This is a genomic window from Labilibaculum euxinicum, from assembly GCF_963678175.1.
GTDB lineage: Bacteria > Bacteroidota > Bacteroidia > Bacteroidales > Marinifilaceae > Labilibaculum > Labilibaculum euxinus.
The window spans coordinates 4,130,303-4,152,634 of record NZ_OY782756.1 but is presented as its reverse complement, the minus strand read 5'-3'; the positions used below and the strand labels follow the sequence as shown (position 1 = coordinate 4,152,634).

The following is a 22,332-nucleotide window of genomic DNA, read 5'->3' as shown; positions in this document are numbered from 1 at the left end:
TTTTATTTGCCGGATTTATAAATGTATTCCACTTTTGAGTGTAAGTCTTCCAGTGTCTCCTGTGATATATTTTGAGAATTAGAAATTTTATCTACTTGATTAAAAAGAATTTCAAGAGTTTTTAAGGAGATTCCCGAGCGTTTACTTACTTCATTTAAAGTATCAATGGTTAAATCGATATGATAGCGGCTCTTACAAAATTCTTTCAGGTATTTAATTTTCTTTAAAGCAATGTCTTTGTGATTTTTGCGGTTGTAATACAGCCGTCCCATTGTTCTAATAAACTCAAGAGAGGTATTGGGCAATGGTTTTAGAACAGGAATCATTTTTTGCTGACGTTTGCCTTGAAAAATAAGAACAAGCAGAAGGCAGGTAATCAAAAGATAGTACGCCATTTTTAATGGAGGACTCGAAAGCAGAAAAATGATTGGGCTTGTGGAGCGTAAAGCTCTAAGAGGTTTGTAATATTCATCCCAAACTATCGGATTGGGAGGTAAATAGCTGAATGATCCTGCAATATAATTTGCATTCTCATTTTGTACAACATTGTAATTGGTAAAGGCTAACGGCTGACAGCTAATAAAGAAGTTGCCTTTTCCACAGGGAATTTTCACCAACTGAATTTTCCTTTGATGATCTCGTCCCAGAACAATTGCACTGTCCTTGTTAAATTTGGCTATTGTTGAATTGTCGAATGCTTTTGGGTATTCAAACTTCGATTTTCCTTGTAAACTTGGGTTTTCTAAATTTTGAGATTTTCCTTTTGTTGCTGCTAATTCTGAAAACAGAATATCGCTTTCGATGTGTACATGCAAAGAATCTGAAAAGGCTTTTCCTAAACTTGAACTTGCAATGAATATTTGATTTCCATTTTTAGCCAAATCCATTACTGTATTGATTTCCCATTCCTGAGGAGAAAAATCATTGGTAACAAAAATGTAATTTTTTTTTGTTGAGAGACTATCAGTCTCCGGATAGTTGAAAATGGCATTACTGCTGATTTTAAATTCCTGATCAGGAAATAAATCGTTCTGTATTAATTCCTTTATCAGAAAACAACCAAACGGTCGTTTGTCATCCTCATTAAAACTTTTTGTCCAGTCGATTGGCTGAGGCGCAAAAAGTTCCATCAATATAAGAATGATTAGAATTCCAATTACGGGAAGTGCATTTTTAGGGATATTTAGTCTCATGATGCGAATTCTTTTACTTGCGGGAGAAGGAGATTCAATCGGCCGAATTCTTTATTAATTTGGTCGTAATCTTGTTTGTTTATTGGGAAGTCGCCATACCAAACGGCTTCATACAATTCGCTTAATTCAATAAAATCAGCCTTTATTTTATCCTGTTTTATTTCCCGGATGTAATCGTAATTGGTTTTTTCCGATTTCCAGCTTATTAAATTGTGCTGACTTAAACTTTTTAACAGGGATAAAAAGTGATAACGCAAAGCCAAACGATACTCTTTTTGAAGAAATGCTTCATTAATTTTTTGCTCCCAATTAATTTTTGTTGGGTTCGCAGTTTCACTAAACTCCAGAGATGTAATTTCCTGTTGGGAACGGAACAAGCCGGTAAATTTGCTTTTGTAAATCAGCGCAATAAGAATGATAATAAGCACAGCAAGAATGATATATCTCAGGAACCAAATGACTCCCAGTCCTTTGATCATGAAATTTAACCAATTTCTGATCCACTGAGTGAAACGATCCCACAAACTTTCTTGTTTTACATCGGTAAAATCGTAATTGAAATCGCTCTGTTTGCGATAATTTTCAATGCGTTCTTTCGGAATGGATTTTTCCCACAATTGAACTTGTCCGGTATCAGCAACGATGGTATCCGGGCGGAAAGTTTCCTGTGCTAAAATTTGGCTGGTTCCAATAAATAGTTGAAACCAGCCAATAAATAGTATTGTAAGTATTTTTTTATTCATTAGCTCCAACGCTTTCCAACTCTTTTAGCAATGCGGGATTTTGTTTTTGCTCAACCAGACTAAAATAAAGAATTCCAATTCCTGTAAATGGAATTACTTGCATAAAGCATGCTCCCATTGCTTGGATAATAGAAAATAGAATGCTTAAACTTTGACTTGCTGATGAAGCTCCATTTTGCACCATATGAAAGCCTGCCATTCCTTGATAAATAGTGGTAGGTATTTGAAATATAAATTGTAATGCTCCAGCTATCAAACCTAGGATTAGTAAAAACCCAAATGTTTGCCACCAGTTATTTTTAATTAATGAAAAACAAGAACTTAGAGCTTCGCTAAGTGAATCACCTTGAAAAATAATAATTGGAATAACCAGACTAAAACAAATCATTAAATAAATACCCGGAATTAGTAAGAATATAAAACCAAGACCTGAAAGAAATCCAATAACAAACATAGAAAGGAAAATTTTAGGAGCAACACCAAGCATTGATTTCCAAACTTGTTTTAATTTCACTTCATTATTTTCCGATGCTTTGTATAATTTGATGTATTGAAATACAAATGCCATAGAAAACGTATAAGTAATCATGGTAAACAGATAGGTGATTAGCATTGAACTCATTGCTCCTTGCATTGCAGCAAACGGATTTGATGAAGGCCTTGATGAAAGAGTTGAAAGTGCTTCATATTGATACACACCTAGTGCTATTCCTTGTAATAATGCAAAAGGGATAACGAAATAGATCATTCCCATTAGTAAATTTTTAAAATTGTACTTAATAAAAAGAAATGTGTCGTTGAATAGTTCCCCGAAATCACGTTTTTTTTCGAATTTAAAATTATCAGTCATTTTTTTAAGATTAGAATTTTATAAATTGTTTAGTTTTTGATAGACTCGTTTTGGGTTAATAATAAAATACCAAATAACGAACAGCAGGGAACAGATAATAATGATCCAGCTTAGCCATATTGACATTTCGGTATGTCGGGTTACATAGCCTTCTAAAAAGCCGGCAACAATAAACATAGGTATAATTCCAATTACAATTTTAATGCCTTTGCGAACTCCAATTTGCATGGATGTTTTGCGAGGCAGGGTGCCAGGGAAAACAATACTGTTTCCCATTACAATTCCTGCAGCTCCTGAGATAATAATGGCAGAAATTTCAAGCGTTCCATGTATCCATATTACCCGGGTGCTTTCCCAGAACAAACCATTTTCAACAAAGAAATAAGTGAAGCTTCCCAGCATAATTCCATTATTAAAAAGGATGTATCCGCTTCCGAAAGCAGTAAGTATCCCAAAAACAAAAGCCATAAAGGAGACTTTAATGTTATTGATGGTAATTCCTAGAAACATTTCTGTTTGCCCTTCCTGCTTGTAAACGGCCATTGGATCTCCTTTTTTTATGTTGTCAATGGTCATATTTACGTAGTTATCTCCAAGAATAGCACGTACAAAAGACTGATCATTAATTGTCGATACTACACCCAAAAGAGCAGCGGTAAGAAATATTAGTAAAGAATAAAGTAATTGTTTTCGTGTTTGGAAAAGAATTAAAGGCAAATCTGTAGTCCAAAACTGCTTGAATTTTCCCTTTTGTGCTTTTTGGTTTTTATAAATTTGTTGATGAACACTCACACTTAATTGATTGAGATATTCAGTAGTAGATGAATTTGGGTAAAAGGTTTGTGCATAGGAAAGATCATCCGTTAATTGGATGTATAAATCGGCAATGGAATCAGGATCGTTATGGGATTCATCAGCAAGAAGATTTTCAAATTCTATCCATTTTTTGCTGTTGCGATCCAGAAAAACTACTTCTTTCATTTAAGGGATTTCTGTAAAACAATGCTAAAGTTATTGTAATTAAGGAAAATTACAAATGTTTGATTAAGGTTAAATGGTTGATGAGTTTACTAACTAGCAATATGTCAGTAGAATGATTTTAAATGATAAAAATAATTATTCGATTATTTCTTTTGTTTTCTTATGATAGGTATCTTCGGGTTCACAAAATTTAATAGTAAATGGCAGATATAGGAATAGAAACAACTCAAAATGTTCGCATTAATTTTCAGTTGGCAAGTATTGGAGAAAGAATATCAGCGACCTTGCTTGATCTTCTGTTCTTCTTTGTTATTTATATGATTCTTTTACTTGTAATTGGCTTAATAGGAAAAGATGCAGTTTGGATATTGTTTTTACTAGTGCCGTTAATGTTTTACTCCTTGATATTTGAGGTTTTTATGAATGGTCAAACTCCGGGGAAAAAAATCATGAAAATTAAGGTAAGCACTGTCGACGGATCAGCACCCACTTTTCTAAATTATTTGATTCGATGGATGTTTCGATTGGTTGATATTTCGTTGACCTATGGTATTTGTGGTATTTTGTGCATTGTAATAGGAGAAAAAGGACAACGACTGGGCGATATTCTAGCTAAAACAACGGTAATAAGAACAAAGCGAAAAGTGTCGATTGAAAATACGATCCTGGTTGATATCCCCCAAAATTATGAGCTTGTTTTCCCTGAGTCCCGAAAAATTAATGAAAAAGACCTGCCCCTGTTTAAAAAGGTGATTGTTCAGATTGAAAGCATGGAAGACCCGGTTGAAAAGCTGCAATTTGGGTTGCGGGCACGAAAAAATGTGATGGAAAAACTGGGAATCAAAACAGAAATGCAGCCTCTCGAGTTTTTTAAAACACTAATTGTTGACTACAATTTAATCCACCGCAATCGATAAGGAGTTTTAAAATACACAAAGAGGCAGAAAAATTAAATTTCTGCCTCTTTGTATATTTCTTAGTTTTTTCAGTATACTCTTGTTTACTATTGTGGATAAACTAACGTTGACGTTAGATATTCTTTTGTCAAAAAAAAGTTCATTAATTAGTATCGATTATAGAATCGTCTTAACTCTGCAGTAAGATCAGTGAAAATAGGTTTTGTAAACTCTACAAATAAATCCTGATGAGCAGGAGGGAGAATTGGCTCGCTATGGCAAATATTCAATTCTTCTTTTGTTAAAGCTCTTTCGTCACCATTGTAATTTCCCCATTGGTAAAACCAGTTAAATTGACCACCAAATTGTTTGTTATTTACTTCCTTTTGGTTTTCGAATTCAATAATATGAAGAGAAAGCATTCCTTTCGAAATCACCTCACGTTTGTGAATATGCAATTTGGCTTTCACAATATTGTATACTTTAATTGTTTCGCCATTTTTTAGTTTGGTCGACCCAACTTCAACACTATCAGCACTTACGACTTGCTTTTCGATATCGGTATCGTGAGTTTCGCCAACTACAAAATCTTCGAAACGCATTCCAATAATCTGATCAGGATATTCCAGTTTCTCCAGTTCAGCTTGTTTGGGTGTGTAGAATCGTACAAATCTTCGTTTGATATTGTGAAAGATATATTGTGTTACCTGATCTTGAAAAAACTCAGCACTCAACTGATATTTTGTGGAGTTCACAGGCACATGATCGATAATCACTTTTAAGGTTGCCATTTCCTCTGCTTCAGCCATTTTATCGGCAACATCTTTGTAGTTTGGAACAAAACTATTGGCTTTTTCGAAATTCATAAAGGCTGTCACTGCATCTTGACGGGTTCCTTTAGCAAGTTCCATTGCCCCTGCTTTATAACATTCAGGCGCTGCATTTTGCCTGGCCATGTATTCTTCTGTCTTGTATTGCTTTGGAGAAGGAATAATGCGCAATGCACCCGGGCACCTTCTAATTTCATCAGTCATTCTATTCAAAGTCTGGTAATGTCCAACGGTTTTTGAATACTTAAACGGATCATTAGAAGATAAAAGCGTACTGATTTCCTGCTGATACCAGTTCACTGCCAAAGGATAACTTTCTCTTAAAGTTAGTTGAGCCTTTGCTTTATCAGGATTTGATCGTAACCGGTCTACCGATTTAATAACAGCAGAATAGTAATCTCCATTTTGAAGAGCTTTATTTCCGGTACTGCAGGCAGCAGAAATAAATAGAAGAGCAATAAGTGAGAAGCGTATCATTTTATTCATAGATGTAGGATGTTAGTTTTGATGCAAATTTAATTTTAAAATTGAGAATACGCCGGTGAGTTGATAAGGTTCCTTTTTTTCGGTTTTATTTAGCCCATACAGCAACTGGTTTGCGCGAATAGGTTTTGCTAAACAAATAGCATACCATTATTTCTGCTGCAGGTTAACTTCGGATCGGATGCATCTGCAAAATAGAATAACAACTTACAAAAAAGCAGTAGCCCACAAGGGTACCTTTGTGGACTACTGAGAATGTTATTAATTTGGTACAATAATCTGTAACGCTTATTGTAAGGATGAGATAATTATTAATTAAGGACGATTTTAAGTATTGGTCTTTTATTAACCAACTCATTTTCTGTTGAAGCAAAAAAGCTTGATCTGTATATTGTTTCGTCAACCTGCGATATTTTAATTCCAAAACGACCATCGGAGTTATTTATCATAGCTTGAATTAATGGAGTAATGTCAATATCGGGTTTGTCAATTTTTCCGTTTTCATCTGAAGGTATAATTATTGCTCCGTTCGAAATTGTAGATGGTTGGTTGTTCCAGGTAACTGTAGTTTCGTCCCAGGCTTGGTCTGCTAATTCAATTTTTAAATTATTTTGACCACCAAAAAAGCCTTCATGAAGAGGATCGGGATGATTATCGGCATAGAATAATGAGAGTTTAGCACTTTTTATCTGTTGTCCTTCAGGAATCTCGCTCAAATCAAATCCCATAAGAAACCTGCAGCTTACCGGATCTCCAGTAAAAGTCCATGTAAAAGCCTGAATAAAAGTTCCATTTTCGTTATTGTCGGGATAGTAACTTGTAAGAGTGGCATCAGTTATTTTGTTGTAATCAAGAGTAAATTCCTTTATCTCTTCCAGATAGATATTCAGAGGCGTTGTTTCATATTGTTTTAATTGTTCCGCCGTATAGGTTTCACTAAATGTTTTATAGCCTGATTTCTCTACTTTTATGCTGTAATTTTGCAGGCCATCATTTATTGTTAACACATTTAATGCTCCGTTTATTTCTTTATTGAGATATTCTTTGTTATTCGCTGTTAATGTAATATTGGCATTACTGGCAATTGCAGTTTGGTTGTTATCGAGGGTGTAAATACCCATTACAAAACCGAATGTTTTAATGTATCTGAATCCAAACTCAACATAACCAAAGTCAGCAGGTTCAAAATTATCAATACGTAATACTTCGGGAGTAACCGTAGTTGTTTCGTTTAAGTTAACCGAAAAGTTAATGGCAAGAGGGTCATTAACCAAATTGGCTAAATCAGAGCCGTCTTTGGGTGTTGCATAGGCTACATTGCCATTGATATCGAGTAGTAAAAACTCTGTTACTGTGTAGTTTCCAACTTCCAGCAATAATTTATTTGTAATAAAACCGCCGTTAAAACTAATTAGCTCAATTTGTTCCAGTTCGTAAACTAAGTTGCCATTGTCATCAGCAATAGAAACTAAAGCAGACTTTACATTGGTAACTTCGGTAGTTTTTAGCTTGTTCCCAACTGCAGACTTTGTGCTGTTTTCGCTAACTGTCATTTTAAATTCAACCGGGCATAGAGTTTTGTTGTCTTCAATACTATCTTTATTGCAAGCTGTAAATGCAACTAGTATTAAAAAGATACCTGTAAGAAAATTTTTCGTATTCATAATTTAAATTTTTAATATTTACACTCATATAACAATCAATACCTGTTGTTCCCTAGTGAAATATTAGAAATAATTTATAACTCCAACAGTCATGTTTAGGTAAATGGGATTCCTGTTGATGAGTTTGTTGTTGACATTCAATGAAGTACGAGTTCGCCCGCCCGCCATAAAATAGTAGTGTAAACGGTTAGAAAAAAACTTTAGCCCCGTACTTATTCCTACTGATAGATCTAGTTTATTGACTGCTTTTGGATTGTATGCGGAAAACGGTGAGGTGTAATTTTTTTTCAAAGTGATAGCATAAGTTATGCCCAAAGAGCCAAATACACTCCATTTTGCGTTAATAGGAATTGAGTAATCAATATCGAATGGTATCTCAAGATACGAGGATTTATATTTTTGCCTAAATACAGTTGCAGAATCGCTTACAATGGTTTGTGTAATAGGAATAGTGTCGGTGTGTATTATAATCCCTTCAGAACTTTGTTCCTGCCATGTAATACCTTCCAAATGTGTTTGTCTGGAAAATATTTTACGAGTTTTCTTTATTGAAAATCTCTCAATGAATTGGGTATACAACAGACCGGTTTTGAATGAAAAACGTTTGATGGTATATCCAAGTTTTATTCCGCCGCCAATCCCATAACTGGCCACACTATTGTTTAATATTTGAACCTCTTCGGTACTGAGTGTATCACCTTTGCTAAAACCAGGTGAAATGCCTAATTCTTTTTTTATCTGAATGGAATAAAAGTATTTGTTTGCTGAGAATTTATCTGTCGAAGTGTTTTGTTCTGCAATATTAAGACATGAAAGCCTGAGGCTATCGGAAGAGCAATCTTGGTTGATTGCTAATTTTGCGGAAATTGGAAAAATGTACACCTCGTTTACTATAGAGTCGGTTGTAAGAGGTGCTGTTTTTAAAGAATCTGTTATTATATTTTTGTTGATATCAAGAGTAGGTTTGTTCGCAGTATCCAAAAGAGGATTACGATCACAAATATTTTTCTCTGATTGAATGATATTTTTCGAAATTGCTGCATGCATATTGGTGGATAGCTGACTTGTTTCGGGTTTTATTAAAACTTTAATGGATTTTGCAACTGGGGCAGTAACTTTAAAAAAAACCACTTGATTATCAATTACTTTATAGTTGTTGCCCGACTCCTTACAAATTTTTTGTAAAAGAGTATTGATGTCAGCATCTTTAACATCAATACTCACTTTTTGAGCGTTTTTCATTATGGAAGTGTTGTAGACAAAAGAAACACCACTTTGTGTTTCAATAGCTTTTATTACTTCTATCAATGAGGTTTCGTTAAGTTGCAGGCTGATGTTTTTATTTTCTAAATTTGTTTGGGCGAAAGAGAAGGAATGAAAAAAAAGGAAAAACACCAGGCATGAATTTCGGGGAATTAGCAAATTGTAAATTTTTAATGTGAGATTTCAGGTTAAATATAATTTGGTAGAGGTATTATTTCTGCAGGGGTGTATTAACATCCGTCTCCTTTTAAAGTGAGGGTACCGTCATTTATTAGCTCTAAATTAAATGATAAACAAATTATTTTAAGAACTGATTCCAGACTTGATTTTTCGAAATTTGCACTAAGTCTGCAGTTTTCGATGTTTTTAACATCAAGCTGGATATGTACCTTGTAATGATTATTAATGTCATTAATAACCTGTTGTAATGGACAATCGTCAAAAGCCAATGTTTGGGTTAACCAGGAATTGATATTGGAATTCTTTTCGGCATGAGGTTTATTTAGTGTTTTATTCGTTTTGTTGTAGACAATTATGTCGCCGGGATTTAGTATTTCCAATTTTCCTTTCTTATCATAAACTTTCACTTGTCCGGATGTAACATAAACGTTAATTTGTTTGCTGTTCATGCAATTACTGATGCTAAATGAAGTTCCGGTTACTTCTACGAAAAGTCCGCTGCAATCTACAATAAACGGAAGTTGGGTATTTTTTCTAACAGAAAAGAATGCTTCACCATTAAGTTTTACAGTGCGATTTTTGATGCCGTATTTATTGGAGTACTGCAAAGAACTATTTTTATTTAAAGTTACAATTGAGCTGTCGGGCATTAGTTTTTCAGAAAGGATACTGTTTGTTGAAGAAAGTAATATCTGTTTTGGTTTATCCTGAATCAAAAAGGTAAGAATAGCTCCAAGTATAATTATCCCTGCAATTTTTAGAACTCTTCTTAATTGTATTGCAGGCTTTGGTTTAACTGTATTTTCTTCTTTAATATTTGCTTTCGAATAAATTTGTTTAAGCGCTTTTTCTTCATCAATGCTTTCGTAAAAAAGAAGAGCATCAACGGTTTTTACTGTTTGCTGCATATCGAGAAATACTTCTTTAAATTGATCGTCGGTTTGCAGCAGATTAATTACCTTCTGTTTCTCGGCTTCTGAAGCATGGTTGCTTAAAAAGCGGGAAATAAGAAGTTCGTTTTCTGTATGTTTTGTATTACCTGACATTTTAAGAAGAGATTTATATAGTTATAACAATGCAAGCTGCTGATACCATAGTGAAAAGCATAAAAAAAAGTAAAAAAAGAGTTGAATTCAAATCTTCCCGTAATAATTTTAAGGCTTTGCATATATGATATTCAACACCTTTAATGCTTATGTTGAGCCTGTCTGCTATATCTTGGTAAGAGAGTTCTAGTTTACGGCTCATAATGAAAACACGTCGCGTTTTGTCGGGTAGTTTTTTTAAGGCCTTTCTTATTTCTTTTCTTATCTCATTTTGGTTGACCTCCATCTCATGGCAGTTGCTAAGGTTTTTCAGGTTTTGTATACTATTTTCGTCGTAAGTATCATACTTTTGTTTTTTCAGAAAATTGAGTGATTCGTTTAGTACAGCACGGTACAAGTAACTGCCAATATTATCAGAAAGGTTAAGCTTTTCGCGTTTTTCCCAAATTTTAACAAACACGTCCTGTACTATTTCTTCTGCAATATCATTACGGTTAGTAATTTTAAAAGAGTGAAAACATAGTTTTTTATAATACTCCAGATATAAGCTCTTGAAGGTGGTAATATCGCCTTGCTTAATTTTGTAGACAGAGGAGAGGTTCGTATTCATATATTATCATAAAAGTTTCGCAATATAAGTTAAATATGGGAAATTGAAAAATCAAAAAAATTATAATTTCAGTTTCATATGAGGTCATATTGGCTGTGTGTTTTCATGAAAATTTTTCCGTGTAAATTGCAAATAAGCTATCTGGTGTGGAGAATAATCAGAAGCAATTGATCATTTCTGTATCCGACAAAAGAGTTGGTTTAAAAAATGAGGATATATTAAAATTAGTAAATACAAATTTTGTTGATAGGAAAAGCCAATGTAAATGTATGTTTTATGCGATAGTGATTGTGTTTACCTACATAAAATGTTTGTGTCTGAATTATTTTTTTATATATTTATGCCTGTGAATACCAACATTAAATACATATAAAAATATTAGTGATGGAAAATACCAACTATAATTGGGTTTCGATGAGTGATAAGGCAATTATTTCTACAATTGGCAGGTATGTAAAACAGCAACGTTTACTTCAAAATAAAACACAGGCAAAAATCGCTGAAACTGCTGGAGTTAATCGCTGGACCGTGAGTCAATTAGAGAAAGGGGAAGCTGTTTCATTAATTTCATTACTCCAAATTCTGCGGGCTCTTGACTTACTGCATGTACTCGACAATTTTAAGCTTGAAACTAAGTTAAGTCCCTTGGAACTGGCTAAGTTGGATAAGCAAAAACGGCAAAGAGCCAGAGGCAAGGATGATAACAAGCAAAATGAAAGCGAATGGTAGAAATAAAAACGGCATATGTAAAAATTTGGGGACAGACTGTTGGAGCTGTAGCCTGGGATGAGAATCAGGGCCTGGCCAGTTTCGAATATGAACCTAAATTTAAATCGAAAGGAATTGATTTAGCGCCAGTCAAAATGCCGGTTCAATCCAGTCAGCGCATATTTTCATTTCCTGAACTCAGGCCTTCAAAAAACAGCGAATACGATACATTTAAAGGTTTGCCTGGTTTATTGGCAGATGTGTTACCCGATAAATATGGAAATCAGCTGATTAATGTTTGGTTGGCACAAAATGGCCGCCCGGCTAACAGTATGAACCCAATAGAACAACTCTGTTTTATTGGAACCAGAGGAATGGGAGCGCTGGAATTTGAACCCACACAACTCAACTCTAATAAAAACTCTTTTCAGGTTGAAATAACTAGCTTGGTTGATATTGCACAAAAAATGCTGGGAAAGCGGGAAGATTTTGAAGCCAATTTGAGCAAAGATGAACAGCGGGCAATGATGGAAATCCTAAAAATTGGAACATCAGCTGGTGGAGCAAGACCAAAAGCAATTATTGCCTACAACAAAAAAACAGGACAGGTTCGCTCCGGACAAACGAATGCTCCAAAAGGTTTTGAGCATTGGCTAATAAAGCTGGATGGTGTAAGTGATACGCAGTTTGGAAAAACCATTGGTTATGGAAGAGTTGAAATGGCCTATTACAATATGGCAAAAGACTGTGGAATAGAGATGATGGAATCTGAATTATTGGAAGAAAATAGAAGGGCACACTTCATGACCAAACGATTCGATCGGGAAAATGGTTCTCAAAAACACCACATTCAAACTTTCTGTGCAATGCAGCATTACGATTTTAATGAGGTAGGAAGTTTTAGTTACGAGCAGTTGTTTCAGACCATGAGAATACTGCGCTTGCCATATCCTCAAGCAGAACAGATGTACCGAAGAATGGTATTTAATGTGATTGCACGAAATTGTGATGATCATACCAAGAATTTTGCTTTCAGATTGAAAAAAGGAGAAAGTTGGGAGTTGGCACCGGCATACGATGTTTGTCATGCATATCGACCTGATAGCATTTGGGTGAGTCAGCATGCTTTAAGTATTAATGGAAAAAGGAAAGATATTACAAGAGAAGATTTAGTCAGCTTTGCAAAAGCAATGAACATTAAAAAAACAGAAAAAATTATCTCTGAAATAAACAGTAAAGTGCAAAATTGGAATAATTATGCCACTGAAGTAAGTGTAGATCCAAAATTGCGGGATGCGATTATGGGAACATTATTGAATTTTGAGAATTAGAAAACACTTAAAATGCTTATCGGTATTAAGCCAAATAAGAAAAAATGAAAAAAGAAGATGCTAAATGATGATATCAAACTTCGATTTTTCAATAGTAAAGGAGCATGTTTACGACAAATGTGCTTTCAAAATCACGAACTTTGTTTTGGAAAAGGAGAGTAAGGAATATAATGCCTGCTCGTTCAAAATCAATAATTTTTTCGCAATAGCACGAAAAGCAAAAATCACTCCTGCAAAAACAGGACAATTTGTTACCGTATGGAAAAGGGATACAAATGGGCTGACACAAGCTTTTAGTATCTCCGATGGAATAGATTTTTTCATCATAAACACTCGCTCAGGCAGCTATTTTGGACAATTTGTTTTCCCTAAATCAGAATTGGTAAAACAAGGCATTATTGCAACTGACCGAAAGGATGGAAAAAGAGGATTCCGCGTTTATCCGCCTTGGGATAAGGCAAATAGCAAGCAGGCAGAAAAAACACAAAAATGGCAGTTGAAATACTTTTTGTCCGTTGATATTGATCAGCCTGTTGATTTAGATCGGGCAAAATTTCTTTATTCTAAAACGGGGGAGTCAGAATTGAGGGAGACAAATCAAACCGCTAATGTTTGAATCGAAAACCCATTTAGAGAATTCAACTAAAAAAGCTTTACTTTTGGCATCCCATAAAGAGTAAGAGATTGTGACGAAAAGAAAGATTGAATTATTAGCGCCGGGCGGAGACGTTGATTCCATAAAAGCAGCGATATTGGCCGGTGCAAATGCAGTGTATTGCGGACTGGATCAGTTCAATGCCCGGAATAGGGCTGTCAATATTAGTTTTGAGGAACTGCAGGGCATTTTGCATTTGGCTCACAGCTGCAATTGCGAAGTTTTTCTTACGCTCAATATCATTATCATAGAACGTGAAATTCCGGCTCTGATTAGTTTGCTGAACAAGTTGGTAAATACCAGTATCGATGGTGTAATTGTACAAGACCTGGGAATATTTTATTTGCTTCGAAAGTATTTTAAAAGTCTGAATATTCATGCTTCTACTCAGTTGACCACTCATAACGAAGGGCAGATAAAATTCCTGAGCAAACTTTCTGCGAATCGGGTAAATCTATCCAGAGAGTTAAATATCCACGAAATAAAGCATCTGACATCCGCAGCACACGAGAATAATGTTTTAACGGAGGTGTTTGTGCATGGTTCCAATTGCATTTCCTTTTCGGGACTCTGCTATTTCAGCTCTGTTTTAAGCGGAAATTCCGGCAACCGCGGTCGCTGCAGTCAACCTTGCCGCGATCAGTACAAAACTACTGCTGCAGGCAAAGAATACCCGCTGAATTTAAAAGACAACTCGGCCTTTTTCGATCTGAAGGAATTGTACGATGCCGGTGTTGATTCCCTAAAAATTGAAGGAAGAATTAAGAAGTACGATTATGTGTACACGGTGGTGGATGTCTGGAGAAAACAACTCGATACTTTTTATTTACAGGGCAAAATTGGTACGGATGATAGCCTTTTGTACAAGGTATTTAACCGCGGTTTCTCCAATACTTTACTGAAAGGAGAGATTAGTAAAAGCATGTTTATCGATAATCCCCGCGATCATTCCATCAAACATCTTTCAGAAATTAATTCGTATGCTTCCGCTGATGAGGTAGAGGCTGGGCAGTTAAAATTATATCAGGAAAAGGAAGATATTAAAGCTTTGGTTGAGGTTAAGATCAATCAGGTAAGTGCGAAAAAAGCGCCTTTGCAAATTCATCTTTCCGGAGAATGTGGTTCTCCGTTAAAAGTTTCTGTAAAAACACCGGATGCAGGCTTTGATATATTTTCGGAAAGCAATCTGTTCGACAAGGGTACAGAGGTGTTGACTGAGGCTATGGTTTTAAAGCGATTCAAAGCTTTTAACGACACCGAATATTTTATAGAGGAGTTGAATTTGGAAGGCATAAAGACTGTGGTTTATATTTCTTTTAAAGAGCTTACCTCACTTAAGAAAAAAATCCTGTTCATTTTAAATGGATCGAAAGAAACTATAGCCCCGGTTACGCTTCCTGCGATAAAGAATCGTGAAAAGGAGATGCATAAACCGAGGCTTTCTGTATTGATTTCTTCGGAAAAAGAGGTGCTTCTTGCTGATAAAACTAAGGCTGATATCTATTTTCAGCTGCCCAATAGGTTTAAGAACAAATGTTCTCACTTTGTAGATTTCTTTGCAGAGAACAAAAGTTTGATCCCTTACTTTCCTTCGGTGATTATTGGGGAAGATTATACTGCTGCGGTCGAATTTCTGAAACAGTTAAAACCAAAATTGATTGTCACCAATAACACCGGCATAGCTTACGAAGCTTATCGGTTGGGAATAAATTGGATTGCAGGTCCGCAAATTAATATTGTGAATTCGTACAGTCTGTTGTCTTTAAAAGAGAATTTTAATTGCTCGGGGGCATTCATCTCTAACGAGCTGACGAAGAATCAGATTCAGGCTGTTAAAGCACCAGGTGATTGTGAACTTCACTACAGCATTTATCATCCCATTGTGCTGATGACCAGTAGACAATGTTTGTTTCATCAGGTAACTGCTTGTGAGAAAAACCGGGTGGATGATACATGCATTCAGCAATGTGAAAAATCATCATCCATCACCAATCTAAAAAACAATTCGTTTTTAATTGAAAAATCAAAAGGGAACTATCACACCATCTACAATGATAATAATTTACTGAACACAGATATTTTAAATGATTTACCAGCTGTTTTTTCCTCTTTCATGATTGATTTACGGGATGTGAAAACCGAAAGCAAGCTATTGGTATCGAAATCAGAAGTCATTCAGCTTTTTGAAAATCTGCTTAATGGAAAAGCAGATTCTGAAACGAAAGTGAAAGAAGTCATTCAATATACTACCAGCCGACAATACAAAAAGGGAATTTAGTTGTATCCTTAAAAGGAAAGAGCAATCTTTGCACAATCAAAAAATATAGCCTTAATCCGATAGCGCAGATAGAAATAATGGAAGAAAATCAGAAACCACAGCATAAAGTAAAACCAAGATTTCAACCCAGAGGGTGTGCTATTCTTTACGAAGATCAGGATATAATTGTTGTTGAAAAAGTGAGTGGTTTGCTAACCATGGGAAGCGATCGTGAGCGCACAAAAACAGCTTATCAGCACGTAACGCATTATGTGAAAAAAGGAAATCCGCGATCGAAAAACAGAATTTTTATTGTGCATCGTCTGGATAAGGATACTTCAGGCGTATTGGTATTTGCCAAAACAGAAGCCGCGAAAATCTTCCTGCAAACCGAGTGGCAAAGTTTCAGTAAAACATACATTGCCGTTGTAGAAGGAAAGCTGGCCGAAAAGGAGGGCATTATAGAATCGTACCTGACCGAGAACAGCATTCACAGGGTTTTTTCTGTGCGAAATCCGAACAAAGGGAAGTATGCAAAAACCGGCTACAAGGTCATCAGGGAATCGAAATACTTTAGTATGCTCGAAATAAATCTGTTTACCGGTCGTAAAAATCAGATTCGTGTTCATTTCTCCGAACATGGAAATCCGGTGGCCGGCGACAAAGTGTATGGAATAAAAGGAAAGGGAGTGAAGCGCTTGGCTCTTCATTCAGTATCGCTTACCATACAACATCCTTTTACTAAAAAAGAGATGACATTTGAAACAAATACTCCTGGTTTTTTTAAGCAACTTATGAAATAACAGGAAATAAAACGGGTGAAGGATAAAACAGACCGGAATGCCTTTACAATTTTTTCGGGACTGTCCGCCCGATTTGCGGAGTGCCCGCCCGAAGTGGGGCAGTCTTCGCCCGATTTGTGGAGTGCCCGCCCGAAGTAGGGCAGTCTTCGCCCGATTCGGAAATCTTTCGCCACACTTATTTTTTCACCATTCTCCTTTTCCCGATCATTCATTTCTGTTTTGGGCTTGTAACAATTTCTTAACAATAAAGCTGTATTTTTTTATTATTTCATAAAATAGGTTAGGCCATAAGTTAACAGGCGCAGTATATATTTATTGTATAAATTAATCTGTTATTTATGCCTAAAAGCAAACGCGAAGTAGATGTTCTGGTTCTTTCTGATATTCATTTGGGAACCATGGGATGTAGAGCCGAAGAACTGTTGAAGTACCTAAGTTCTATTCAGCCTAAGAAAGTAATTTTGAATGGAGACATTGTTGATATCTGGCAGTTTAGCAAACGATTCTGGCCAAAATCACACATGCGCATCATCAAGCATTTCACCTCTTTTTTATCGAAAGGGATTCCTGTTTATTACGTTACCGGAAATCATGATGAATTGCTTCGGAAATTTGAAGGCTTTACCTTGGGAGGTTTAAGCATCGTGAATAAAATCGTTTTGAATCTCGATGGAAAAAAGGCGTGGATATTTCATGGCGATGTTTTCGATGTTACCATGCAGTATGCCAAATGGCTGACCAAGTTAGGATCTATTGGTTATGATCTGCTGATTCTGATTAATTCGGCTGTTAATTTTTTTGCTAAAATGTTGGGCAAGGAGAAGGTGTCTCTATCTAAGAAGATCAAGAACAGTGTGAAGTCGGCTGTGAAATACATTAATAATTTCGAGGAAATTGCCGGAGATATTGCCATAACAAAAGGCTACGATTATGTAGTTTGCGGGCACATTCATCACCCTGAAATGAAGGAAATAAGTAATAAAGAGGGGGCAACAATGTATCTTAATTCAGGAGATTGGATTGAGAGTTTGAGTGCTTTGGAATATCACCAGGGAAAATGGAGTATTTATGAGTACAATGAAGATGAAAATGCCAGAGATGTAGTTCCCGATTTGGAGAGTTACAAGCTGGATGATTACGATAAAATATTCAAGGAGATGCTTACTGAATTTACATCCAATAATAAGCTTATTGCATCCTAGTGCAAAGCTAAAATCGAGTTGTTACAAGCTTTCTCCTTTCCATATAATACTGAATCAATGAAAATACTATACGGAATTCAAGGTACCGGCAATGGACATTTAAGCCGGGCAATTGAATTAATACCACATTTAAAGGAAGAGGCCGAAGTCGATATTTTAATTTCCGGTCTGCATCACGATTTGGAATTTAAACATCCAATTAAATATAAAAAGCAGGGCCTGGGCTTCTTTTTTGGTAAAAGCGGAGGTGTTGATATTTGGAAAACCATTCGAAAATTTAATGTTTACCGTTTTATCCGGGACATAAAATCACTTCCGGTTGAAGAGTACGATTTGGTAATCAGCGATTTTGAACCGGTTACAGCATGGGCCTGCAAACTGAAAAAGGTGTTCTGTTTAGGACTGAGCCATCAGTCAGCAATGCTGAACAGCAGAACCCCTTTGCCCGGAAACATAGATGCATTCGGATTTAAAATATTAAAATACTATGCTCCATGCTCACAAAATTTGAGTTTTCATTTTAAGGAATACGGGCACAACATGTTTACACCGATAATACGAAGGGAAATCCGCAAATTGGAGGTGCAGAACAAGGGCTTTTATGTGGTGTATCTGCCGGCTTATTCCGATGAAAAAATAACCTCAGTGCTGTCGCAGTTTTCATCTACAAAGTGGTTGGTTTTCTCAAAACACAGCAAGCAGGCATATCAGAAAAATAATGTCAGCATTCGGCCTGTAAATTCCGAAGAATTTATCGAAGGGCTAAAAGATTGTGAAGGTGTTCTTTGTGGTGCCGGTTTCGAAACACCAGCCGAAACCATGCATTTGGGTAAGAAGTTGGCGGTAATTCCGATGAGGAATCAATTCGAGCAGGTTTGTAATGCTCATGCATTGGAAGAATTAGGTGTTCCCGTTTTTTATGATTTGGAAGAATACAGCATTGAGCTAATCGGGCATTGGTTAAAACAAAAGGAAAAGTCAATTCACATAAATTACCCCGATAACGCACGAAATGTGATCAAGGATCTTATAAATAATTTCACAGTAAAGATTTAGGTTTTCTGTGCATATTATGCATTTTAATTCTGTTTAACTGATAGAACAGAACTTTCGAATATGTTGGTTTCATGGGCTTTTTATTGTATTTTCTCTGAATATAGGAACGATAAAAATTACCATATGTCCGAATTTATAAATAACAATCAGGCAAGAGTTAATTCGTTGTATGACTTTTGTTTTCATCTGATAAATGGAGCGAAGGGTACCGAATTAATCAAAAAGCATCAGGCGGCTATCGACCAATTAACACCAAACGATATTGTTTTGGTAGTGCATCGTTTGGTTGAGGCAAAACTCCCAATGGAAGATCTTAAGATAGGGATCAATAAAGCACTCAACGTATTTCACAGGCAGATACATAATCATCCAAAGCCTGATGTGGATTCAACTCATTTTTTGGGCATCATGATGCTGGAAAATGCTGAGCTGGATACTCGACTGAAGGAGATTAAACCTTTGGCAAAAAGAATCAACACAATTAAAGATGAGGCGGAATTGGCTGAAGAATTGTCTTCTTTGAAAGTTAAGGTTGAAGCCTTGTCTGAGATGGATAAGCATTACCAGCGCAAAGAAAATATTTTCTTTCCTTATTTCGAAAATCAGTTTTCCGATTACAAATGTTTGGGTGTAATGTGGTCCATTCACGATGATATCCGAAGAGTTCAAAAGCAATTGACAGCAGAACTTACATCCGGTTTTATCGATTTAAGATTGATTAACCGTTTGTTGGGAGACTTGTTCTTTTTCATGTATGCAATTATTTCCAGAGAAGAATACCTGCTGTTTCCAGTGGCTTTGAATGCTGTTTCGGAAGAATTGTGGGAGGAAATGAACGCACAAAGTCATGAAATTGGCTTCAGTTTTATCGAAGCCCCCAAACTGGTGAAAAAGGAAAAAAAACAAGAAACAAACAAGCGCGAAATGGCAGGAGATAAATTAGATATGGATCAATTGGGAGATGCAGTACTTAACTTTGAAACGGGACTAATGACTTTGAAACAAGCGATGATGTTGCTGAATCATTTGCCGGTTGATATTACCATGATTGATGAAAATGACCGGGTGTGTTTCTTTTCCAATCCGAAGGAGCGTTTTTTCCCCCGCTCGAAAGCGATCATTGGAAGAACAGTACAGAATTGTCATCCACCCGAGAGTGTTCATGTAGTTGACGATTTGGTGAAAGCGTTTAAAAGTGGTGAAAAGGACAGCGAATCGTTTTGGATTCAGATGAAGGGGAGATTTGTTTTGATTCAGTATTTCGCTTTACGCGATGAGGATAATGCTTACAAAGGCTGTATTGAAGTCAGTCAGGATGTAACTGATATCCGAAAACTGAATGGCGAAAAACGCTTGATGGATTAAGATATAAAGGAGAAAAAGGGAAAAGCCTGCAAATCGATTTGGTTTGCAGGCTTTTCTCATATTTTGAAAGCAGGGTTTAGAGTCTGCTCATAAATTTTACAGGATCGATGATGTATCGAATATGAAACGCGTTTCCGATTTTTCCGCCCTCGTCTGAAGCTTCAATTTCGAAACTTAGTTTCTTGCCATCTACTTTTACCAATTTAGCAGTGCAGGTAATAACAGCTCCAACTTTACTGGCTTTGTTGTGTTTGGTGTCAATCTGAATACCAACACTATCTGTTCCTGTTTCCATTTCCGGATCGATACAGGCAACGGCCGTATTTTCCATGAAAGCCACCATGGCCGGTGTGGCAAACACTTCCAGTTTCCCAGAACCATGATGTATTGCAGTGTCTGTTTTACTAATAGTCATTGTTTGTGTTACAGATAATCCTTCTTTTAATGCCATATAAATAATTGTTTGTATCGTAGTTAGATGATTAAAATTCCGATGTGAAATGGAATTCCAATTTAGGGTAATTGCTTTGTGCCATTTGCAGCATATAGCCAGAATCAGCAAGGAAAACATCTCTTCCGTGTTTATCTTTTGCGATGTATTGATATTTGGCTTTTTTAAACTCTTTCAGCTGTTCATCATCGTTGGACTTAATCCAGCAAGCTTTATGCAGGTTGATATGTTCCCAGCGGCATGAGGCTGTATATTCGTGTAGTAAACGATATTCAATTACTTCGAACTGAAGTGCACCCACTGTACCAATAACCTTGCGGCCATTAAATTCAGAAGTGAAAAGCTGGGCAACTCCTTCATCCATTAATTGGTCAACACCTTTTGCCAGTTGTTTCGATTTCATCGGATCAGCATTCTCGATGTATTTAAACAGCTCAGGAGAGAAACTCGGAATTCCTTTGAAGTGGATTTTTTCACCTTCAGTTAAAGTATCACCAATTTTAAAGTTTCCTGTATCGTGCAAACCAACAATGTCGCCGGGGTACGCCTCTTCAATAATAGATTTTTTCTCGGCCATAAATGCTGTAGGACTCGAGAATTTTACTTTTTTGCCATTCCGAACATGTAAATAGGCCGTATTTCTTCTAAATACACCCGATACAATTTTCACAAAGGCAATACGGTCGCGGTGATTTGGATCCATATTCGCATGAATCTTAAAAACAAAGCCTGAGAATTTTTCTTCTGTAGGTTCAATTACACGCTCAACAGTTTGGCAAGGAAGGGGAGAAGGTGCAATCTGAATAAAAGCATCCAAAAGTTCCCGAACACCAAAATTATTTAAAGCTGAACCGAAGAAAACAGGAGCAATTTTTGCATCCAGATATTCCTGAATATTCAATTCAGGATAAACACCTGAAACTAGATCAAGCTCTTCTCTGAGAATTTCAGCATCATCCCCTATGTATTCTTCCAATTTAGGGTTGGAGAGATCGTCAAATTCAATGGTCTCCTGAATTGTTTGAGTTGCCGGTGTAAACAAACTCAAATTCTTTTGATAGATATTGTAAACTCCTTTAAATTCAGGCCCCATGTTAATTGGCCAGCTCAAAGGATTCACACTAATTTGTAATTCGGTTTCAATTTCATCAAGCAAATCAAATGCGTCTTTTCCGCTTCGGTCCATTTTGTTAATGAAAACAATAACCGGCGTTTTTCGCATCCGGCAAACCTGCATTAATTTTCTGGTTTGTGCCTCAACCCCTTTTGCAACATCAATAACGATAATTACACTATCGCATGCTGTAAGTGTACGGAAAGTATCTTCAGCAAAATCCTGGTGACCTGGTGTGTCAAGAATATTTATTTTGTGGCCCTTGTATTCAAATCCCATAACGGAAGTTGCAACAGAGATTCCTCTTTGTCGTTCAATTTCCATGAAATCAGAAGTAGCCGTTTTTTTTATTTTGTTGGATTTTACAGCACCAGCAACATGAATAGCACCACCAAATAAAAGTAATTTTTCAGTTAGTGTTGTTTTTCCCGCATCCGGATGAGAAATAATCCCAAATGTTCTTCGTCTTTTTATCTCGTCTTTAAACCCCATTGATAGTATTTTCTTTAAAAATAAAAGCATGCAAAAGTAATCATTTTTTACTGATTATAGGTGTTTATCTGCCGATTAAATAGCTTGTCCTTTAGCAGCCTGATGAACCCCATGCAAGGGTGACAGCCTTGGTATATGCTACTTTCAAGCGCTAACGAT

General features: G+C 36.1%; 20 protein-coding genes. 9 read left to right on the top strand and 11 right to left on the bottom strand.

Annotated elements, in window-relative coordinates; genetic code table 11:
• Positions 1 to 2: 2 nt before the first annotated feature.
• From ACY0M5_RS16675 to ACY0M5_RS16660, 4 genes are read right to left on the bottom strand one after another with little or no spacing between them, the layout of a single operon-like run.
• Entirely contained in the window at positions 3 to 1,193 is a 1,191-nt protein-coding gene (locus ACY0M5_RS16675) for a DUF4350 domain-containing protein (protein ID WP_461629922.1), read from the bottom strand.
• Positions 1,190 to 1,936 carry a DUF4129 domain-containing protein gene (locus ACY0M5_RS16670; protein ID WP_461629921.1) on the bottom strand — a complete coding sequence of 249 codons (747 nt, stop codon included), beginning with the start codon at positions 1,934 to 1,936 and terminating at the stop codon, positions 1,190 to 1,192. The genes ACY0M5_RS16675 and ACY0M5_RS16670 overlap by 4 nt, the downstream gene beginning before the upstream one ends.
• The gene (locus ACY0M5_RS16665; RefSeq protein ID WP_461629920.1) at positions 1,929 to 2,786 is read right to left on the bottom strand and encodes a glycerophosphoryl diester phosphodiesterase membrane domain-containing protein; all 858 of its coding nucleotides are present in this window, start codon (positions 2,784 to 2,786) and stop codon (positions 1,929 to 1,931) included. Before ACY0M5_RS16665 ends, ACY0M5_RS16670 begins: the two co-directional genes overlap by 8 nt.
• A gap of 18 nt (positions 2,787 to 2,804) precedes the next feature.
• On the bottom strand, positions 2,805 to 3,767 hold the full coding sequence (locus tag ACY0M5_RS16660; RefSeq protein ID WP_461629919.1) for a stage II sporulation protein M: 963 nt from the start codon (positions 3,765 to 3,767) through the stop codon (positions 2,805 to 2,807).
• Positions 3,768 to 3,967: 200 nt separating this feature from the next.
• Between ACY0M5_RS16660 and ACY0M5_RS16655 the strand changes: the two genes are divergently transcribed.
• Positions 3,968 to 4,684 (top strand): RDD family protein, encoded by a 717-nt coding sequence (locus ACY0M5_RS16655; protein ID WP_461629918.1) that lies wholly within the window; start codon positions 3,968 to 3,970, stop codon positions 4,682 to 4,684.
• Between the two features lie 146 nt (positions 4,685 to 4,830).
• On the opposite strand, the gene ACY0M5_RS16650 is transcribed toward ACY0M5_RS16655, so the two are convergent.
• The 5 genes from ACY0M5_RS16650 to ACY0M5_RS16630 all read right to left on the bottom strand — a co-directional run bounded on the left by ACY0M5_RS16650 (position 4,831) and on the right by ACY0M5_RS16630 (position 10,739).
• Positions 4,831 to 5,979 (bottom strand): hypothetical protein, encoded by a 1,149-nt coding sequence (locus ACY0M5_RS16650; protein WP_461629917.1) that lies wholly within the window; start codon positions 5,977 to 5,979, stop codon positions 4,831 to 4,833.
• Positions 5,980 to 6,287: 308 nt separating this feature from the next.
• Complete coding sequence (locus ACY0M5_RS16645) at positions 6,288 to 7,640, bottom strand: DNRLRE domain-containing protein (protein ID WP_461629916.1); 1,353 nt, start codon at positions 7,638 to 7,640, stop codon at positions 6,288 to 6,290.
• 63 nt (positions 7,641 to 7,703) lie between these two features.
• On the bottom strand, positions 7,704 to 8,948 hold the full coding sequence (locus ACY0M5_RS16640; RefSeq protein ID WP_461629915.1) for an outer membrane beta-barrel protein: 1,245 nt from the start codon (positions 8,946 to 8,948) through the stop codon (positions 7,704 to 7,706).
• Between the two features lie 185 nt (positions 8,949 to 9,133).
• Positions 9,134 to 10,129 carry a FecR family protein gene (locus ACY0M5_RS16635; protein WP_461629914.1) on the bottom strand — a complete coding sequence of 332 codons (996 nt, stop codon included), beginning with the start codon at positions 10,127 to 10,129 and terminating at the stop codon, positions 9,134 to 9,136.
• Positions 10,130 to 10,142: 13 nt separating this feature from the next.
• The gene (locus ACY0M5_RS16630; protein WP_461629913.1) at positions 10,143 to 10,739 is read right to left on the bottom strand and encodes an RNA polymerase sigma-70 factor; all 597 of its coding nucleotides are present in this window, start codon (positions 10,737 to 10,739) and stop codon (positions 10,143 to 10,145) included.
• Positions 10,740 to 11,123: 384 nt separating this feature from the next.
• Between ACY0M5_RS16630 and ACY0M5_RS16625 the strand changes: the two genes are divergently transcribed.
• The 8 genes from ACY0M5_RS16625 (at position 11,124) to ACY0M5_RS16590 (ending at position 20,116) form a co-directional block, all read left to right on the top strand.
• Positions 11,124 to 11,468 (top strand): helix-turn-helix domain-containing protein, encoded by a 345-nt coding sequence (locus ACY0M5_RS16625; RefSeq protein WP_124992930.1) that lies wholly within the window; start codon positions 11,124 to 11,126, stop codon positions 11,466 to 11,468.
• Entirely contained in the window at positions 11,462 to 12,778 is a 1,317-nt protein-coding gene (locus ACY0M5_RS16620) for a type II toxin-antitoxin system HipA family toxin (protein ID WP_461629912.1), read from the top strand. The genes ACY0M5_RS16625 and ACY0M5_RS16620 overlap by 7 nt, the downstream gene beginning before the upstream one ends.
• A 64-nt stretch (positions 12,779 to 12,842) precedes the next feature.
• A complete protein-coding gene (locus ACY0M5_RS16615) occupies positions 12,843 to 13,394 on the top strand; it encodes a MepB family protein (protein WP_461629911.1) in 552 nt (183 codons plus the stop codon).
• 70 nt (positions 13,395 to 13,464) lie between these two features.
• Positions 13,465 to 15,711 (top strand): U32 family peptidase, encoded by a 2,247-nt coding sequence (locus tag ACY0M5_RS16610; RefSeq protein ID WP_461629910.1) that lies wholly within the window; start codon positions 13,465 to 13,467, stop codon positions 15,709 to 15,711.
• Between the two features lie 77 nt (positions 15,712 to 15,788).
• Complete coding sequence (locus ACY0M5_RS16605; RefSeq protein ID WP_461629909.1) at positions 15,789 to 16,493, top strand: RluA family pseudouridine synthase; 705 nt, start codon at positions 15,789 to 15,791, stop codon at positions 16,491 to 16,493.
• Positions 16,494 to 16,831: 338 nt separating this feature from the next.
• Positions 16,832 to 17,695: a UDP-2,3-diacylglucosamine diphosphatase gene (locus tag ACY0M5_RS16600; protein ID WP_461629908.1), complete on the top strand. Its 864-nt coding sequence runs from the start codon at positions 16,832 to 16,834 to the stop codon at positions 17,693 to 17,695.
• A gap of 57 nt (positions 17,696 to 17,752) precedes the next feature.
• Positions 17,753 to 18,751, top strand: coding sequence for a glycosyltransferase family protein (locus ACY0M5_RS16595; RefSeq protein ID WP_461629907.1), 999 nt, complete (start codon positions 17,753 to 17,755; stop codon positions 18,749 to 18,751).
• Between the two features lie 123 nt (positions 18,752 to 18,874).
• Entirely contained in the window at positions 18,875 to 20,116 is a 1,242-nt protein-coding gene (locus tag ACY0M5_RS16590) for a DUF438 domain-containing protein (RefSeq protein ID WP_461629906.1), read from the top strand.
• A 76-nt stretch (positions 20,117 to 20,192) separates the two neighbouring features.
• On the opposite strand, the gene ACY0M5_RS16585 is transcribed toward ACY0M5_RS16590, so the two are convergent.
• Positions 20,193 to 20,567 carry a thioesterase family protein gene (locus ACY0M5_RS16585; RefSeq protein WP_461629905.1) on the bottom strand — a complete coding sequence of 125 codons (375 nt, stop codon included), beginning with the start codon at positions 20,565 to 20,567 and terminating at the stop codon, positions 20,193 to 20,195.
• A 31-nt stretch (positions 20,568 to 20,598) separates the two neighbouring features.
• The gene (locus ACY0M5_RS16580) at positions 20,599 to 22,203 is read right to left on the bottom strand and encodes a peptide chain release factor 3 (RefSeq protein WP_461629904.1); all 1,605 of its coding nucleotides are present in this window, start codon (positions 22,201 to 22,203) and stop codon (positions 20,599 to 20,601) included.
• Positions 22,204 to 22,332: the final 129 nt, after the last annotated feature.

Bases quoted from the DNA above. Each gene is read 5' to 3' on its own strand.
- ACY0M5_RS16655 (WP_461629918.1), top strand. From the start codon at position 3,968: ATGGCAGATATAGGAATAGAAACAACTCAAAATGTTCGCATTAATTTT.
- ACY0M5_RS16660 (WP_461629919.1), bottom strand. From the start codon at position 3,767: ATGAAAGAAGTAGTTTTTCTGGATCGCAACAGCAAAAAATGGATAGAA.
- ACY0M5_RS16635 (WP_461629914.1), bottom strand. From the start codon at position 10,129: ATGTCAGGTAATACAAAACATACAGAAAACGAACTTCTTATTTCCCGC.
- ACY0M5_RS16580 (WP_461629904.1), bottom strand. From the start codon at position 22,203: ATGCTTTTATTTTTAAAGAAAATACTATCAATGGGGTTTAAAGACGAG.
- ACY0M5_RS16630 (WP_461629913.1), bottom strand. From the start codon at position 10,739: ATGAATACGAACCTCTCCTCTGTCTACAAAATTAAGCAAGGCGATATT.
- ACY0M5_RS16600 (WP_461629908.1), top strand. From the start codon at position 16,832: ATGCCTAAAAGCAAACGCGAAGTAGATGTTCTGGTTCTTTCTGATATT.
- ACY0M5_RS16605 (WP_461629909.1), top strand. From the start codon at position 15,789: ATGGAAGAAAATCAGAAACCACAGCATAAAGTAAAACCAAGATTTCAA.
- ACY0M5_RS16625 (WP_124992930.1), top strand. From the start codon at position 11,124: ATGGAAAATACCAACTATAATTGGGTTTCGATGAGTGATAAGGCAATT.
- ACY0M5_RS16665 (WP_461629920.1), bottom strand. From the start codon at position 2,786: ATGACTGATAATTTTAAATTCGAAAAAAAACGTGATTTCGGGGAACTA.
- ACY0M5_RS16645 (WP_461629916.1), bottom strand. From the start codon at position 7,640: ATGAATACGAAAAATTTTCTTACAGGTATCTTTTTAATACTAGTTGCA.
- ACY0M5_RS16620 (WP_461629912.1), top strand. From the start codon at position 11,462: ATGGTAGAAATAAAAACGGCATATGTAAAAATTTGGGGACAGACTGTT.
- ACY0M5_RS16595 (WP_461629907.1), top strand. From the start codon at position 17,753: ATGAAAATACTATACGGAATTCAAGGTACCGGCAATGGACATTTAAGC.
- ACY0M5_RS16585 (WP_461629905.1), bottom strand. From the start codon at position 20,567: ATGGCATTAAAAGAAGGATTATCTGTAACACAAACAATGACTATTAGT.
- ACY0M5_RS16670 (WP_461629921.1), bottom strand. From the start codon at position 1,936: ATGAATAAAAAAATACTTACAATACTATTTATTGGCTGGTTTCAACTA.
- ACY0M5_RS16650 (WP_461629917.1), bottom strand. From the start codon at position 5,979: ATGAATAAAATGATACGCTTCTCACTTATTGCTCTTCTATTTATTTCT.
- ACY0M5_RS16590 (WP_461629906.1), top strand. From the start codon at position 18,875: ATGTCCGAATTTATAAATAACAATCAGGCAAGAGTTAATTCGTTGTAT.
- ACY0M5_RS16615 (WP_461629911.1), top strand. From the start codon at position 12,843: ATGATGATATCAAACTTCGATTTTTCAATAGTAAAGGAGCATGTTTAC.
- ACY0M5_RS16675 (WP_461629922.1), bottom strand. From the start codon at position 1,193: ATGAGACTAAATATCCCTAAAAATGCACTTCCCGTAATTGGAATTCTA.